The organism is Flavobacterium sp. JLP (genome assembly GCF_015350755.1).
Taxonomy (GTDB): Bacteria; Bacteroidota; Bacteroidia; order Flavobacteriales; family Flavobacteriaceae; genus Flavobacterium.
Genome location: NZ_JADKPS010000004.1, coordinates 146,498 through 164,401 on the forward strand (window position 1 = coordinate 146,498; position 17,904 = coordinate 164,401).

Genomic DNA, 17,904 nt, shown 5'->3' on the forward strand with positions numbered 1-17,904 from the left:
AAAAACCCAAATTATTATGAAAAAAGTTCTTATTTCCGCAGTTGCTGCTTTAGTACTGTTTGCATGTCAAAATGATCAATCTGAAACTAGCGGTTCAGAAGCAAGTGCAATAACTCGTCGTGGATGCGCCTCACAACAAGTTTTAGAAGCACAATTAAAAGCTGATCCTATGTTAGCAATTCGAATGAATGAAATTGAAGCCTTTACAACAAACAAAATTTTAACCAATCGTTTGGTAAATGGCAAAATTGAAATTCCGGTAGTAGTTAATGTTTTGTACAAAACAACTGCTCAAAACATTTCGAATGCACAAATCCAGTCTCAAATTGACGTTTTAAACAAAGATTTTAATGCATTAAACTCTGATTTCAATAGTGTTCCTGCACTTTTTGCTGGTGTAAAAGCCAACGTAGGAATTACATTTGTTTTAGATCAAGTTATCAGAAAATCTACAACAAAAACTTCTTGGGGAACAAATGACGCCATGAAAAAAACGGCTCAAGGTGGTATTGCACCAACTTCTCCTACAACAAAACTTAACTTATGGTCTTGCGCTATTGGCGGCGGTATCTTAGGGTATGCACAATTTCCTGGAGGAGCATCTGCAACTGACGGTGTTGTAATCGATTCTAGATATTTTGGATTATCTGGTGCTGCTAATGCTCCATTTAATTTAGGAAGAACTGCAACTCACGAAGTTGGTCACTGGATGAATTTACGTCATATCTGGGGAGATGCAACTTGCGGAAGCGATCTAGTTGCAGATACACCAACTCATAACGAGGAAAACTATGGTGTACCGGCTTATCCACATTATAGTACTTGTTCTGGAACTCCTGTAGAAATGACAATGAACTACATGGATTATGTTGACGATAATGCTATGTACATGTTCTCAAACGGACAAAAAAGCAGAATGGCAGCAATATTTGTTTCTGGTGGTCCAAGAGCTGGATTCGGAATCTAAAAACAAAAATAAAATCAATTATAAAGCGAGATCTAAATGGTCTCGCTTTTTTTTGTTTATCCCGCTATTTTAAAAGCTTTTTCCTATATTTATAGTCTAAAACCAAAATATGATCACATCAAAAATTATTTCTAACGGAATTTTAAGAGCTTTATCTACCATCTTAGTTGTGGGAGCTATTTTATATTTTTTATACGAAATACAAACTGTAATTGTGTATTTATGTATTTCATTAATACTATGCCTTATTGCCAATCCGTTAGTGCAATTTTTAAAAAATAAATTAAAATTCCGAAATTCTTTGGCTGCCGCCACGACGTTGATCGTTTTTATATTATTGCTAGTTGGATTTATATTTTTGTTTGTTCCGTTAATTATTTCGCAGGCCAATAATTTGTCACTATTAGATACCAATAACCTGCAAAACCAGTTTATGCAAACAGAGCGAAGTATTGAAGCTTATTTTAATATTCAGCATGTCGATTTGAATAAAATGCTAAAAGATTCAAAAATTACATCAGCATTTGGGATTGGTTATTTTACAGGTTTTATCAATTCTTTAATAAACTTTTTAGCCAATATGGGAATGGGTTTAGTTTCTGTATTCTTCATAACTTTTTTCTTTATTAAAGACCAAGATGCTTTTAAAGCAAGTGCCAGAAGAATTCTTCCGGATTCTAATGAGGATAAAATTATAAATTCGATTACTAAAATAAATCATTTGCTGACGCGCTATTTTATTGGATTACTGCTTCAATTAACTGTGGTTTTTATTTTGTATCTGATTGTACTGCTTATTTTTGGGAATCAAAATGCATTTGTAATTGCTTTTTTATGTGCCATTTTGAATATCATTCCATACATCGGACCAATTATCGGAACAATATTAGCCGGAATCTTGACGATGATCAGTATGATTGGAAGTGATTTTCAGTCAGAGATTTTACCTAAAACCATTTATGTACTTATTGGATTTTTACTTGTTCAGGCAATTGATAATAATATCAGCCAGCCTATAATTTCATCAAAAAGTGTAAATTCGCACCCGTTAGAAATATTCTTGATTACATTAATCAGCGGTATTACTTTTGGAATTGTCGGAATGATTATCGCTATTCCAGTTTATACCATGCTCAAAGTAATTTTAAAAGAATTTTTTCCTAACAATAAAATTGTATCTGTATTAACTGAAAGAATTTAGCTTTGAACACTTCTATTCTGCACCAAAATATTCAAGATTTTATATCTCAAAATGTTGGTGCTCCGATTGCAAAATTAGCGTTTCAGAAAAATCCTTTTCCTGAGGTCGACTGGATTTTGATTTTAAATCAGATTGAAGCCAAATCAAAAGCAAAAGAAAAATTACCTACTTGGTTCTCAACGGAAAATATACTTTATCCGAGCAAGATTTCTGTTGAACAAACCTCATCTGAAAAAACAGCTTCTTATAAAGCTTCATTAATTTCTGGTAAAACTTTAATTGATCTGACTGGCGGTTTTGGAGTTGATGATTATTACTTTTCTAAAAAGTTTAAAGTCGTTGCGCATTGCGAAATCAACGAGGATTTATCAGCAATTGTAAAACATAATTTTGAACAGTTAGATGTTAAAAATTGTTTTTGTTATGCCGATGATTCTGCTAATGTCTTAAACGAAGCCGAATCAGGTTTTAAATGGGATTGGATTTACATTGATCCTTCTCGCAGAAATGACGCGAAAGGCAAGGTTTTTATGCTGAAAGATTGTCTGCCGAATGTTCCTGATTCTTTAGATTTTTACTTCGAAAAAGCCGATTCAATTTTAATTAAAACGGCGCCTTTATTGGATATTTCAGCTGGTTTATCTGAATTAAAATTCGTTAAAAACATTCATATTATTGCCCTTCAAAATGAAGTAAAAGAATTGCTTTTTGAGATTCACAATCATTATTTTGGTGAAATAACAATTAAAACAGCTCATATTTTAAAAGACAAAACAGAAACTTTTGAATTTGTTTTAGGAAATGAAACTGTATTTCCCTCTTTTAATCTGCCTCAAAAATATGTTTACGAACCCAATTCAGCAATAATGAAATCTGGTGGTTTTGATGAAGTAAGTACTGTTTTTAAAATAGATAAACTTCACAAACACTCGCACTTATACACCTCAGCAGAATTGATTGATTTTCCGGGGCGACGTTTTGAGATTGAAAAAGTAATTTCGTACAGTAAAAATGAAATGAAAAATGAGCTCGTTAATACGCAAGCCAATATCACAACAAGAAATTTTCCGGACACGGTAGAAAATATTCGAAAAAAGTGGAAAATAAAAAATGGAGGAAATGTTTATTGTTTTTTTACAACAGATAAAAATGATAACAAAATAGTTTTAATTTGCAGAAAAATTACTTAAAAATGAAACAACTAATTACACTAACTTTTTTTCTATTAACCTTTACCGCATTTGCCCAAAAACCATGTGAATACAGTGCCAATGTAACTGACTCAATTGGTACTTATAAAATTACAAATGAATACCTTGTGAGCGAGAAAAACTTTGGAGGAACATCTAATTATGTTTTCTTCGCTCTCGCGCAGACTGATGGTCTTCCAACTTTAAATTTACAGCTTATTCAAAAAAGCAAAGACTTTATAAAAGCAAACTGTTTCGACAAAAACTCAAGAGTATTTTTGCAATTGCAAAACGGAAAAGTAGTGACTTTAATACATATCGATCAAGAAAACTGTGGTACGCTAATTCATGATAAAGATGTTAACAATCGCATCAATACAGGGATTTTTATGTTTATGAAAGATAATTTTGAAGAGTTAAAAAATTCGCCCGTTACCATGATGCGAATTAAATATTTGACTGCTACTGAAGATTATATTATAAAAAGCGAATTAACATCTGAAATGAACAATAAGGTTTATAAACCAGATACTTATTTCATGGATAATATTCGCTGTGTTGAATAATTAATCGCATTTCCATTTTTGATTGGCCACTTTATCTTTTAAACCTGCTTTTAAATTATAATGCCACCATTCAGAATCAAAAGAATTGAAGCCATTTTTTATCATGATTTTCTTCAGAAACTTTCTATTTGATTTTACTTCATTTGAAAGTTTTGTATAATTATGACTCGCTTGAATTCCGAAGAAATCAAAAGGAGTTCCCATATCCACTTCTTTTCCATTTACATCAACTAAAGAAATATCAACGGCTCCTCCTCTATTGTGGATGGAGCCTTTTTTTGGATCTGCCACATATTCTGGATTCGACACGATCTCCCACATTTTCTTCTGGATTGATAACGGTCGGTAACAATCGTATAATTTTATCTTAAAACCTTTTTTCTTAAACTCTTTATTTGCTGCAACTAAAGCTTGAACTGTTTTAAAACGCAAAAAACATTCGGCACAATCATATACTTTGGCTTTTAGAAAATTATCATCTGTAGCATATTTCATATCATAAATAAAATCACTGCTAAAGTCTTTTAAATTAACAAAAGTTGTATCTGCAATTTCTTGTTTTACTGGTCTTGAATACACTTCATTTTGAGCGTTCGAAGCAGTAATAAAAAACATAGAAAGTATAAAAATTAAAGATTTAGTGCAATTCGTCATAAAGCGTTTATTTGAAAAATGAAATTAAGCAAAAAAAAGGCAAACTCCTATTTTAAATTACTTCGTTCCCAATTTCAATCTTTAATAAAGCTGTTTTCCCTTTAAAAAAACAAAAATTAAATTATAAAAACTAGTATTAATTTACTTTCAATTACCCTAATAATCCAATATATTTTAGTTAAATTAGCTCATTAAGACTTTATAAATCAATTATTTAATTCAAAAAATAAACATTATGGAGAAAAAAGCAAAGAATTTATTTATAGTTGCCTTGAGTTGCTTCGCAATGGTTTCATGCAAAAAAGAAACTATTAAAAGTATCCCAACGACAGATTCAACCTCAATAAAAACCGATGCTTTAAAAACAGATTCAGCTGTAATTAATCCGTCAGACACATTAAAAAGCTTGGTTGATAAAAGTGTTATCGGCACGCATTTATTAACCAATAGCAGTATAACACCACGATTAAAAACACTTTTAGGCACAGAGTATGATCAAATGGTAAAATATTGGAACACAGAAACTCCATTTACCAAAGAAGGCGATATTTTGCATGCCGGCGGCTGTAAACAGCACGACTGCACAACGTATTCATACGATCTTTATATCGACGCAAAAAACAATAAAATCAACGTCTATAAATTCAGTCAATCAAAATTAACCGTTTTTGCAGAAGATAATTTCAGAATTATTTTAAAAGATTCGTTATTACAAGATTTAAACACTAAAAAAATTAACGCCAATATTGAGAAGAAGTTTTGAATTATGAGTTATTAGTTTCGACTTGTTAGTAAGCATAATTCATAATTAAATTTCTCCTATCATCATAATATTCTCATGTATACCTTTATTTTTGAGCATTCTGAAATGCGAACGAACGGCATGATAGAAAGGATATGAAGTGTATGGAAGATTATATTCTGCGGCATAACGCCTTATAATCGGTGTTATATAAGGATAGTAAGTATGCCCAACTCCCGGAAAAAGATGATGTGCAACATGATGTGTAAATCCGCCATATAAAAAGTTAGCTAATTTGCTGTTTGTACTGAAATCTTTTGTAACAATCATTTGATGCATTGCCCAAGTAGCAGAAAGATTTCCGTCTTCGTCTGTTACTGGAAAATGTGCATCTTCATCAACATGTGTAGATACAAGTGCCACAACACCAATCATACTGCCAAACAAATGCATGGCAAACCAAGCCACTAAAACAATATACCATGGCTGACTCAATAATAACATTGGCAGCAACAGCAAATAAAAAAGATTGATTGCTTTTGCGATAAATAAAGTATACACTTCACGAGTTGGAATAGTCTCTACTACTTTTTTGACGTAATTATCCTTCTTTCCAAAAAAATCTTTAAAATCTCTGATGTAAATCCAATTCAGGCTATAAAAAGGATAAATAAGCCACATATAAATATGCTGATACTTATGATAATTAAACAAGGGACTATTTGGAAAAATCCTGATTATATCACTTTGCTTAATGTCAACATCCCAATCTGGAACGTTAGGATAAGCATGATGAAGATTGATATGCCGTCGTGTCCAAAGCCAATGATTACCGCCAAAAAGTTCTAAAACATACATAAACCATTCGTTGTGTTTTGATTTTTTAAACAATGCTCCGTGTGCTGCATCATGAAATGCATTTATAAACAACACAATCATGTTGATACCGCACAAAATATAAAATAGAAATAGCAAGGGAGTACTATTTCCGAAAATTAAAATACAGCTATAAAATAGAAAGAAGAGAACTAAAAGTCCCAAAGATTTAATAATATTAAAAAGGTACAAGGATGAGTTTTGTAAAATAGTTTCGTTCACTTCTGTGCGCATCTTTTTAAAAAAATCATCAGTACCAGCTTTGAGATAAACCGGGCGTTTTAATTTTTCCATAACAGGCATTGCTAGAAATTATCACACCAAATTTAATAAAAAAAGTTAAAACTCAATATATCAAAATATTGCATTGTAAAAATCACAAAAAGGTTACGTTTGATTTCCTTTTTCAACTATAGAAAAAGCCCGAACATCTGTTCGGGCTTTTTCCTATCATTATATGGGTTAATTCAATTAGAATTTAAACGTTACGCTTCCCATAATGGTACGTGGAGCCTGAACGTTGATTGTAGTATAACCGTTAAAGTATAATTCGTCTGTAAGGTTATTTACTTTTAATGCTACTCTGTATTTAGGCTGATCGTAGTACAATGCAGCATTTATAACAGAATACGATGGAAGTGCAAAAGTTTCGCCTGGTCCGTTATCGTAAATATTTGTAGCATCTCCGTAGTTTCCTCCAAATCCTAAACCTAATCCTTTAAGTTTAGTTTCTTGCAGGTTATAGCTAAACCAGTAATTAATCAAAGTCTCTGGTCCCGCAGTTACAGGTCTTTTTCCGTTTAAGTCTGAGTCATTTTTAGAGAAACCAACCAGAAGATTTAATCCAGGAATAGGGTTAGCAGTAACTTCTACTTCAAAACCTTTACTGAATTGTGTACCGTTCTGAATACTTGCATTTGGTAAATTTGGGTCAGCTGTTACGATATCTTTTACTTTGATGTCATAGTAACTGATTGTAGCGCTTAATTTGTTTTGGAAAGCATTTAATTTCACTCCTCCTTCAAACTGATTCGCTCTTTCCGGATCAAATTGTACTAATTGAAGTGCACCTCCAACGTTAGCGTTTAAGAATCCTTTGTTGGTAAAACTATTTTGGTAGTTACCAAATACAGATAATTGATCTTTTAAGATTTGAAAAACTGCACCAAATTTTGGTGAGAATGCATTTTGAGAAAAGTTATCAGCTTTAGTATTTGCAGCAGCATCAAATGATCCTTGATTTTCAAAATGATCGAAACGTACCGCAGCTGAAACTAATAATCTTTCTGTAATATTAATTGCATCTGCAACGTACGCACTATATGTAGATATATCGCTGTTTGTAGTATAAGGAGCATTACCATTTCCAGCCATTGCATCTTTTACATTGGTTGGGTTAAAATCATAATAATTTGCTGCCGTTCCATTATAATTTACTACATCGTATGCAGCAAAATTTGGTAAACTTTGGTATCCTAATTTATTTGTACCGTTGTATAAATCAATACCTGCTAAAAAGCGGTTTCTCATTGATCCGATATTGAAATCACCATTGAAGTTTTGTTGAAATTCTATAGCATTATCTCTACCGTTTGCATCCCAAGCATTTCTTGATAATTGTTCGTTTGGCAAAAGGTAAAACCATGTTTGCGGACCTACTGCTTTATTAGAACTGCTGCTGAATACAGATTGAGAAGTCCATTCGTCAGAGATTTTATAATTAGCCTGTGCAAAAACATTGAATGTTTTAGTATTCGTAATAAATTCATTTCCTAAGAATGATCTTTTGAAATTGATGTTAAGATCTTTAGCATTACTTACTCCTAAATCAGCAATCGATACTCCAAAAGGAAGATAGATTAATGACATACCTGAATTATCCTGACTTCCTATTTCAGCATCTATAGATACTGTTAGTTTATCGTTTATTTTATAAGAGAAAGAAGGTGCGAAAAAGTAACTTTTTGATGAACCGTAATCCTGAAAAGTATTAGCACTGCTGTAAGATCCATTTAATCTGAACAATGCAGTATGATCTTCGTTTATAGGAGTATTGATATCAGCTGTTAAACGGCTAAATCCGTAGCTTCCATTTTGATATGAGATTTCTCCACCAAAATTTTCGTAAGGCTTTTTAGTCACACGGTTGATTAGTCCTCCGTAAGATGAAAGTACATTTCCGAATAATGTAGCAGATGGTCCTTTGATAACTTCAATTCGCTCAAGATTTGCAGCATCTGAATTGCTGTTTACTTTTCCTGCAAGACCATTTCTTACTAAACTCTGAGTAGTGAATCCACGTAGTGAATACCAAGAACCTCCATCACCTGCACGATTCGTAGCTCCCCATAATTGGTATAAACCTGGAACGTTTTTCAACGCTTCGTCTTGGTTTGTAACCAATTGGTCTTTCATCAATTCTTTAGTCACAACATTATATACTTGCGAGTTTTCAATGTTTTTAACTGACATTCTAGAAACGTATTCGCTTTCTGATTTAGTGTACTTGTTTGCATTACCTTTTACAAATACTTCTGTAAGTGTTTCAGATGTTGTGATTAATGCAAAGTTTTCTACAATTTCAGCTCCAGATGTAATTGTAATGCTTTTTTCTTTAGCAGAAAATCCTACTACAGAAGCTTTTAATGTGTAATTACCTGGTTTTACATTTTTTATCTCATAGTTTCCCTGAGCATCAGTAACAGTTCCGATGTGGGTTCCTTTAAGAGTTATTGAAACATTATCTGCAATTTCATCATTAGACAACGATACTGTACCTTTTATGGTACCAGTTTGCGCAAACGAACTTACAGCAGTCAGCAACATTAAACAGCTGCTCAAAAGCGGAAGTAATATTTTTACTTTCATGTTATTTAGAATTATTTTGAATAGCGCAAATTTATATGTTGTGTTAAAACAAACCAAATTATTTTTATTTATTCCAGATAATAATGCGAATGCTCTGTTTTACTATTTATTTGTTATTATTTTTAATGTAAAAAAAGAAGATTGCTTTTTTTTATCCGAAATACTTATTTAAGTATAAAAGAAAGAAGCTTTTTAAGACAAGCGAATAGTGCTAATTAGGATTACATAATGAACCTATAAAAACAAAAAAGCCTTCAAAATCATTAATCTTGAAAGGCTTTTTTTATTTAAATATAAGTCCAAAAGGATTCTTTATTTTTAATCTTGTTTTATAAAATAAAGTGATTCCTGATAATTTGCAATTTGTACCAAAGCATTGTAAATATACTTTACGACCAATGCGCCTCCATCAATATTAATTAAATCGATATCATCTTCTGGAGTATGATATTGCGGATGTCCGCCCGTATGAAAACCAACTGCTGATATAGAAGATTTGTAAAAGGAAACATGGTCAGATCCTCCCACATCTCCCGCATGTATAACAGGGTTTAAGCCGCTGTTTTCTTGTAATTTCTTCATCAATTCAATACCGTTTGGAAAGGTTCCGGCTCCTCCCATATAAAGTTGTTTTTCAGTATTCAATCTTCCTACCATATCCATATTAAGCATAACTTTTACAGCGCTTTTTTCGACAGGCAAATGACTCACAAAATATTTAGAGCCTACCAAACCTTCTTCTTCACCGCTGAATGAAATAAAAATAATACTCCTTTTTGGTTTTACTGAGGATTTAGATACTTCTTCTAAAATAGAAAGCAAAGCTGCAACACCAGAAGCGTTGTCATCTGCTCCGTTATGAATTTCTACGGCTTCCTTTTTTTTACTGCTAGAGCCTGCACCTCCCCATCCCCAATGATCGTAATGCGCGCCTATTACGATAAATTCATTTTTAAGTTTATCATCTGATCCTTCTATATAGCCTACAACATTTTGAGTTGTAACGCTGTCTGACTTCACTTTGTTTATTCCTTCTTTTACAAATACTTTAAAAGGCTGATAATAACTTTGGTTGAATTCTTTCAAACCATATTTTTTAAAATATTTTTTGATATAAGATGCTGCATCATTATTTCCTTTTGTGCCAGGAAAACGGCCTTCTAATTTATCCGAAGAAAGGTACTTATCGTGCTTATAGAATGTCTCTGCATTACTATTATTTTGAGCGTTAATGCTGCTATTAAAAAATAATACACTTATGAAAAAGGGTTTAATTTTTGAAATTTGAAAAGATTTCATGACTTATGCTTTGTTTTAAATAACTTGTTTTGTAAAATAAAAAGTATTCAATTTATTTCTTCAATTCGAATACTACATGCTTAATATACTTTCTGTTATATGTATAAAGCACATGAATTTTATCGTCTGAAGTTTGAATAATAGCCGGATAACTGAATTCGCCTTCTTTTTGATTTTCGAGATCAAATAACTTTTTCCAATTTACTCCATCTTTAGAATATTCTACATCTAAAACATTTCGGCCGTTGAACCAATCTTTTCCTTGTTTTAGTGGATTATTGACTAAGAGAAATGATTTTTTAGAAAGCGTCAGCGCATCAATTCCGGAATTCGAATTTACAACATTAATCCTATCTGTATCTTTCCAGTTTTGTCCGTTATCTTTAGACCAGCTTGTAATCAGTGTATTGTGTTTACTGCGAAACAACATCTGAATTATTTTATCAGAATGAACTAAAAATGTTGGCTGAATAATATCAAATTCTTTTTTATCTTGAATAGTAATCTTTTTCCAAATATCAGTGGCTTCCGTATACGTTTCTACATGAGATCTCCATTGATTATTCTGAACACTTTCTGTACTGCTTCCGCATAAAATAATGCCGGGAGTTGCTTCAACAGGTTTGTTTTTAATAGGCCCAAGTATATCTTTCGGAAGATATTTTGGAATGCTCCAAGTGTTTCCGTTATCTTTTGAAATGATCATGGCGCCAAACCACTCTCTCGGATTTTTTCCTACTTTATAAAATAAATACAAATTTTGACTTTTACTTTTAAATAAAACAGGATTCCAGCAAGGCAATGTATCTCCTTCTTTCACCAGAGGCAGAACAAGATTTTTAGGTGCAGACCATTTTTGGTTTTCATAATTCGAATAATAAATCCCTACATCTTTAGCACCTTCATATTTACCTCCAAACCAAGCTGCCATAATTTTATTTGGAGCTAATTCAACTAATGTTGCGGCATGGCTGTTTGTTGTTACTGGCTGATCTGTAATAAAGTTTTGGGTAATATTAGACACTGTTAATTCCTTTTTTACAGAGCTGCAAGAAAGACATACAAAAACTAAAAAAAGTACTGAACAATTTATTTTTAAACTCATCTTTTATCCTTAACGTTATTAAAATTATTTTTTATTTAAACCTAATTTATGGCCATAAAGGGCATAGTATAAAATAAAAATATAACAAGGCAATAATATCCAATATCCTTTTGTTGCAGCATTTGCCGTTGCAGCAACTTCGCTCATTCCATTAGTCAGCATATCTATTTTATTTATGTCTACTAATTTCCCGTAAAGAGGCGGAATAACTGCACCTCCAGAAATAGCCATAATTAACAATGCTGAAGCTGTTTTGGTGAATTTGCCCAAACCATTTAAAGTCAGCGGCCATATTGCCGGCCAAACCAATGCATTTGCAACACCTAAAGCGGCAACAAATAAAATAGAAGTAAATCCGGTAGAAAATACAATGCAAAATGAAAGTACAATTCCTAAAACTGCACTTGCTTTTAATGCCAAAGCCTGACTAATGTATTTTGGAATTAAAAATGCACCTAAAGCATAGGTTACTACCATTGCCAATAACGTAAAAGTCGTAAAAAATTTGGCATCTGCAGCCGGAAAACCTAAAGCAATTCCGTACGCTATAATTGTATCTCCTGCGATAACCTCAACACCTACGTACATAAAAAGTGTAAGTACGCCCAGCCATAAATGCGGAAATTGAAAAATGCTTGTTTTTGTAGTTTCGCCTTCTTTTGCTGTTTCAATTGGTGCTGCTTCAACATCTGGCAAAGGTGCTTTTCTAATTAATATTCCCAAAACAAATAAAACAACAGCCATTGTGATATAAGGCGCAACCACGCTGTCTGCCATTGTATCTAACAATTTAGCCTTTTCGACTGCACTGACTGCACTTAGTTTCTCTTGAATTTCATCTATTCCAGACAATAAAAGAGAACCAAAAATTAGCGACCCTAAAGCACCTGCAATCTTATTGCAAATTCCCATAATCGAAATTCGTTTTGCAGCACTTTCAATTGGACCCAAAATCGTTATATAAGGGTTTGATGCCGTTTGCAATAACGTCATTCCTGCACCTTGAACAAATATACCGGTTAAAAACATCCAGTACGTTCTGGCTTCTGCTGCAGGTATAAAAATTAAAGCTCCAAATCCCATTATAAACAATCCTAACGACATTCCTTTTTTATATCCAATTTTTCCTAAAATGTACGACGCCGGCAGTGCCATAACTACAAATGAAATATACGATGCTGATGCAACTAAAAGCGATTGGGCAGATGTTAATTCGTTGATTGTTTTCATAAACGGAATCAAAGCGCCGTTTATCCAGGTTACAAATCCGAAAACAAAAAATAGGCTGGCTATAATTAGTATTGGAATTAATGTATTGTTATTTTGAGATGTATTTTTGTTAGGCATAGTTATTCTTTTTATTTCGGTTATCAATAGCTTTATTTCAAATCAGATAACCATTTTTTTACAAATAGGCGTATAAAACAAAAGGAGAGTCACCTCTCCTTTTATCTTTAAAGTAACGAATCTCGTCTTCTTTACCTTAATTATTTAGTATCCCACCAAAGTTTAGTTCCTCCAGTGTCAGGACCTTTTAATTTTGTGATTGCGTCAGTAACAGCATCTTTGTTTGAAGAATATTCATTTGTTGTATAAATAATTCTCTTCATTAAACTTTTACCTACTCCAGCATCATTATTATCTGTATTAAGCGGTGCATAAATAACTTTTGCATCACTTCTGCGTAAGTCTGCCCAAGATTCCCAAGATTCAGGAAAAATAGCCAAGTACTTTTGAACAGCAATTTGTGTACGCTGACTAGCTTCAGTTGCAGACCATGCTACAGGCAATTTAACTGGAATATCTTTCAAGTCTAGATTTGGATAAACTGTTAAAACGTTTGGCAAAGTTGGCAAAGTTGATCCTGCGATGTAGCTGTTAATTGCTGTGTTATCAACAATTCCCCATTGCTGCATAGACAATCTGATACCTGTTTCATATAAAGTTTGAGCAGTTCCGCCCATGTTCCATCCATTTAAAGCTCCTTCTGCTCTGCTTAAATAATTTTCAGATGCCATAAAAACTTCAATGTTTTTAGACTCACTAATATTTCCTGCAGCACCATTACCCATAATGTCATTATTGAAGGCAGAGAATTTAGTAGTTCCAAATTGATCTTCTAATCCTCCAACAGGCTGACCTCTATAAACTCCAGTATCAATTGGAGCAAACCATTTTGCTAATCTTGGATCATTATATCCTACAAGAATACTTTCCATAGAAGCTGTCATAGTATAACCCCAGCTGTTTACAATCATATTTAAATTGTTTGGAGTAATATTACTAGCTTTAAAGAATGCACTTTGAGCGTTTGTTTCCATAACTCCTGCTGCTACAGCAGCTTCAGCTTGTGTTTTTGCTTTAGCAGGTTCAACATCAGAAATTCTCAATGCTAAACGCAATCTTAAACTGTTTCCGAATACTCTCCAGTTTGACACGTTACCAGCATACAATCGGTCGTTTGGCTGAAGTGAAGCAACTGTTGTTAGAGAAGAAGAACTTAATGTAGTATTAGCTTCATCTAGCAATTTAAAGAAATCTTCGTAAATACTTTCTACGCTATCGTAAGGCACTTTTTCTTTACCATTTCCTGCTTCAGTATACGGAATTGGTCCGTAAGCATCTACCATTTGATTGTACATGAAAACTTTCCAGATTTTAAGAACTGCCAAAGCTTCAGCATTTCCTTCAGATGCTTTAATAGCATTGTTTAAGGCCGGAACAGCAACTGTGTAAAATCTTGTCCATCCACGTCCTTCATATCCATTTACGAATGCATTTCTCTCAGTACCATATCCACAATTTAGATAGTGAATAAAAGTAGAAGATAAAATACCCGTTGCGATACCCCATGTACCTTGATCATCTACACCTGGCGATGAGTAAGATCCGTTATGAATACCTGCATAAAGCGCTGATGCAAAAGAAGGTCCTGCTAAAGTAGCATCTAACTGATCTTCAGTCAACGAATTAGGATCTTTGTTTATCTCATCAAAGTCGCCTGAACAGCTTGACAAAATAGAAACTGCCATTAAAGCAACTCCCAATGTTTTTATTTTAAAACTATATTTCATGATGTCTCTTTATTTAATTAAAATCCGAATTTAACATTAACTCCATAATCTCTCGTTGAAGGAATGTTGAAAGATTCTATACCTTGCAGGTTTCCTGTTCCTGCTCCTGCTTCTGGATCAAAATATTTAGCTTTGTTCATGAAAAAGAATAAATTTCTTCCTACTAATGAAAAATCAATACTTGTGAAACCTGATTCGCCCAAAATATGTTTTGGTAATGAATAACCCAATACAAGTTCTCTTAATCTGATGTTTGTTGCATCATAAACAAAAGGTTCTGCGATTGGTGTTCTTTGTCCAATTGCTGTCCAGTATTGTTCTGCAGTAATACTTGTTGTGTTTGGTGTATACGTTGTTACACCGCCAGAAGTACTTCCAACAACTCCATTAACTACAATTCCTCCTTCTCTTCCTGCAAGAGTAACATCACTTACTCCTAAACCGGCTTGTCTTGCCTGAGTGTATGAAATAACTTCACCACCAATTCTGAAATCAACTAAGAAACTTAAAGAGAAATCTTTGTATTTAAAGTTGTTTTTAAAACCTGCTGTCCAGTCTGGGTTAAAGTTACCAGCACGCACATCAAAACCATTTGTTGCTAATGGAATACCTGCACTGTTTACAATAATGTTGCCGCTTGGATCTCTTTGGAAACCTTTAATGTATAAATCGCCATATTCACCGCCAACAACAACTTTACTTCTTACTAAACGTCCTTCTCCAAGAACTAATTCTTCTCTTCCATCTGCAATAGATTTAATTTTTGACTTATAAGATGCGTAGTTTGCTGTAATATCCCATGTAAAGTTTTCTGTTTGAATAGGAGTTGCAGTCAGAGTAAGCTCAATACCTTTATTTTCGATATCACCACCATTTACGATAGCTCTAGAATATCCAGAAGCCTCAGGCGTATTGATGTAGAAAATTTGATTATTTGTTAATGTATTAAAGTATGTAAAATCTAAACCTAAACGATTATTAAAAAATCGAACATCTGCACCAAACTCTGTAGAAGAAGAAATCTCAGGTTTTAAGTTTGGATTAGCTTTTGTACTTTGTCCGTATAACATACCGCCGTTTCCACCAATATAAGAGAATCTTTGTTGTGTTTGATAAGGATCTGTATCATTTCCTACTTGTGCATACGAAGCTCTTAATTTTGCAAAACTAATAGTTTCTGGCAATGTAAACATATCAGAAAGAACAGCAGAAAGACCCGCAGAAGGGTAAAAATAATCTGTTGGCAATGTAGAAGACCAGTCATTTCTAGCTGTTAAGTCTAAAAACAAATAGTTTCTGAAACCAATTTGACCGAATCCGTAAACTGAGTTAATTCTTTTTTCTGAAGCTGTTGATGTAGATTGAATTGTTGAAACATTACTTAGGGCAAAATAATTTCTTTTACTTAAAACACCACCAGAATTTAAAGCTGAATTATTCTGTTGTAATGAACTTGCTCCAGCATTAAGTCCAACAGAAAAATCTCCAAATTTTTCGTTGTAAGAAAGCAAAGCATCGACATTCAATTCACTTACTGTTTCATACGATTCGCTGTATGAACCTAAGTTATTGTTAAATGCAACTGTAGCATATCTGTTTCTTACGTTTTTGTTTGTCATTTGGTCTAAACCAGCTCTACCTTGTAAACTTAAAGTTTTTGTAAACTCATATTTAAGAGAGGCTAAACCAATAAATCTGTTTCTTTTATCTGTACGAGCATCATCTCTCAAAGCAGACCAGAATGGGTTTCCTCCTGGAGATCCAGTTTCATCAATGAAATAATTCATTTGTCTTTGCCCTGCTGCATCAATATATTCGAAATTTTTGTAGTCATTATATGCAATACTACGAGGCAATAAATAAGCTGATGTTCCGATAGATTCTTCTCCAGTTCTTAACAAGTTGTCAATATCCTGAATGATGTAGTTGGTTTTTACATCCAACGATAATTTATCAGATATTTTACTAGTCAATCTCAAGTTAAGATTGTGTCTGTCTAATTGGTTTCCGCCAACAATACCTTCAGCTTTTGTATTTGTATAAGAGAAATAACCTTGTGCTTTTTCGTTACCTGCCGTAACAGTTAATGTATTAGCTAAATTATAACCTGTTTTGTAGAAATCAATAACGTTATTTGGCTGTGGAGAATAACTTTGTGTAGCTGGCCCTGCATAATTTGGGTTACGAACTAACTGCCAGTTTGAAACTTGGCTTCCGTCTAATTTTCCTCCCCAGCTTGAAGAAGAGTTTGCAACATAAGCGCCGTTTGTTCCTTGTCCGTACTCATTTTGCAAATTCATCAAATTATAAGCAGAAGAAGCCATGAAATTAGATGATAACGAAACCGAAGTTTTTCCTGCTTTACCAGATTTTGTTGTAATAACGATAACACCATTTGATGCTCTAGAACCATAAAGGGCTGCTGCAGATGGTCCTTTAAGGACTGTCATCGAAGCAATATCTTCTGGGTTAATGTTAGAAATACCATCTGGCTGTGTAGTTCCTCCTGTATCAATATCAGGATTAGTTGATGTTGTACCGTTACTGATTGGCACACCATCCACTACATATAAAGGTTGGTTATTACCGTTAAGTGATCTGTTTCCTCTTAAAGTAATTCTAGATGAACTGCCTACACCATTAGAAGTCGTAGAATAATTAAGACCTGCAACTTTACCTGAAAGTGAGTTGGCAACGTTTAATGATCTTGCTTCTGAAATCTCATCTACTGAAATGTTTTGAGCAGAATAAGTAATTGCCTTTTTCTCTCTTTTAATACCAAGAGCAGTTACCACAACTTCACCTAATTGTTGTGTGGCTGCACCTAAACCTACATTAATAGTAGTTTGTCCCGCAACAGCAACTTCTTTTGTAGCAGATCCTACATAAGAAAAAATTAAAACTGCTGTTTGATTTGGAACAGTAATACTGTATTTACCATCAAAATCTGATGATGCGCTCGTTTTTGTTCCTTTAACGATAACATTTGCTCCCGGAATCGGAATTCCGCTTACAGCATCTGTAATCGTTCCTTTTACTGTTGTTTGTGCCTGCAGATTTTGAAATCCGAAAAGGCACACAACAAACAGTAATTTTAGTACGTTCTTAGCCATGTTTAGTTGTTTTTTTTTAGAGTTAATAACATGTTAAACTTAAGAATACATTCTGTTAACAAAATATTATTTCGACAAATGACAATTTTGAAAAGGTGTTGGGTAAAATTTAACACTTTCCGCGCCAATACTGGCTTCCTTTGTAATCTTAATCCTCTTTATTTTAACAACTAAAACCTAACTAATCTAACTGATTTTGGTTATTATCAGCATTATTCCTTCCTTATTAACCAAAAAGATGAACATTTT

13 protein-coding genes are annotated in these 17,904 nt (G+C 33.3%); 5 read left to right on the forward strand and 8 right to left on the reverse strand.

The annotated features are described in order from the left end of the window. Positions 1–16 precede the first annotated feature (16 nt). From IRZ83_RS12085 to IRZ83_RS12100, 4 genes are all read left to right on the forward strand, one after another. Positions 17–967: a zinc metalloprotease gene (locus tag IRZ83_RS12085; RefSeq protein ID WP_029273099.1), complete on the forward strand. Its 951-nt coding sequence runs from the start codon at positions 17–19 to the stop codon at positions 965–967. A gap of 109 nt (positions 968–1,076) precedes the next feature. Then, positions 1,077–2,168 carry an AI-2E family transporter gene (locus IRZ83_RS12090; protein WP_194569051.1) on the forward strand — a complete coding sequence of 364 codons (1,092 nt, stop codon included), beginning with the start codon at positions 1,077–1,079 and terminating at the stop codon, positions 2,166–2,168. Between the two features lie 2 nt (positions 2,169–2,170). Continuing rightward, positions 2,171–3,358 carry a THUMP-like domain-containing protein gene (locus IRZ83_RS12095; RefSeq protein ID WP_194569053.1) on the forward strand — a complete coding sequence of 396 codons (1,188 nt, stop codon included), beginning with the start codon at positions 2,171–2,173 and terminating at the stop codon, positions 3,356–3,358. 2 nt (positions 3,359–3,360) lie between these two features. Continuing rightward, on the forward strand, positions 3,361–3,924 hold the full coding sequence (locus tag IRZ83_RS12100) for a hypothetical protein (RefSeq protein ID WP_029273096.1): 564 nt from the start codon (positions 3,361–3,363) through the stop codon (positions 3,922–3,924). On the opposite strand, the gene IRZ83_RS12105 is transcribed toward IRZ83_RS12100, so the two are convergent. Then, positions 3,925–4,578, reverse strand: coding sequence for a M15 family metallopeptidase (locus IRZ83_RS12105; protein WP_194569055.1), 654 nt, complete (start codon positions 4,576–4,578; stop codon positions 3,925–3,927). A gap of 235 nt (positions 4,579–4,813) precedes the next feature. Between IRZ83_RS12105 and IRZ83_RS12110 the strand changes: the two genes are divergently transcribed. Further along, entirely contained in the window at positions 4,814–5,341 is a 528-nt protein-coding gene (locus IRZ83_RS12110) for a hypothetical protein (protein WP_194569057.1), read from the forward strand. A gap of 45 nt (positions 5,342–5,386) precedes the next feature. Here IRZ83_RS12110 and IRZ83_RS12115 read toward each other — a convergent pair whose 3' ends face one another. From IRZ83_RS12115 to IRZ83_RS12145, 7 genes are all read right to left on the reverse strand, one after another. Further along, positions 5,387–6,490 (reverse strand): fatty acid desaturase family protein, encoded by a 1,104-nt coding sequence (locus tag IRZ83_RS12115; RefSeq protein WP_194569059.1) that lies wholly within the window; start codon positions 6,488–6,490, stop codon positions 5,387–5,389. A gap of 177 nt (positions 6,491–6,667) precedes the next feature. After that, positions 6,668–9,064, reverse strand: coding sequence for a TonB-dependent receptor (locus tag IRZ83_RS12120; protein ID WP_194569061.1), 2,397 nt, complete (start codon positions 9,062–9,064; stop codon positions 6,668–6,670). A 318-nt stretch (positions 9,065–9,382) separates the two neighbouring features. Next, entirely contained in the window at positions 9,383–10,363 is a 981-nt protein-coding gene (locus IRZ83_RS12125; protein WP_194569063.1) for a M20/M25/M40 family metallo-hydrolase, read from the reverse strand. 52 nt (positions 10,364–10,415) lie between these two features. Further along, positions 10,416–11,387 carry a sialidase family protein gene (locus tag IRZ83_RS12130; RefSeq protein ID WP_317174565.1) on the reverse strand — a complete coding sequence of 324 codons (972 nt, stop codon included), beginning with the start codon at positions 11,385–11,387 and terminating at the stop codon, positions 10,416–10,418. A 105-nt stretch (positions 11,388–11,492) separates the two neighbouring features. Next, positions 11,493–12,815, reverse strand: a complete 1,323-nt coding sequence (locus IRZ83_RS12135) for a sugar MFS transporter (protein WP_194569067.1) — start codon at positions 12,813–12,815, stop codon at positions 11,493–11,495. 140 nt (positions 12,816–12,955) lie between these two features. Next, complete coding sequence (locus IRZ83_RS12140; protein ID WP_194569068.1) at positions 12,956–14,542, reverse strand: SusD/RagB family nutrient-binding outer membrane lipoprotein; 1,587 nt, start codon at positions 14,540–14,542, stop codon at positions 12,956–12,958. Between the two features lie 17 nt (positions 14,543–14,559). Then, positions 14,560–17,655, reverse strand: a complete 3,096-nt coding sequence (locus IRZ83_RS12145) for a SusC/RagA family TonB-linked outer membrane protein (RefSeq protein WP_194569072.1) — start codon at positions 17,653–17,655, stop codon at positions 14,560–14,562. Between the last annotated feature and the right edge of the window lie 249 nt (positions 17,656–17,904).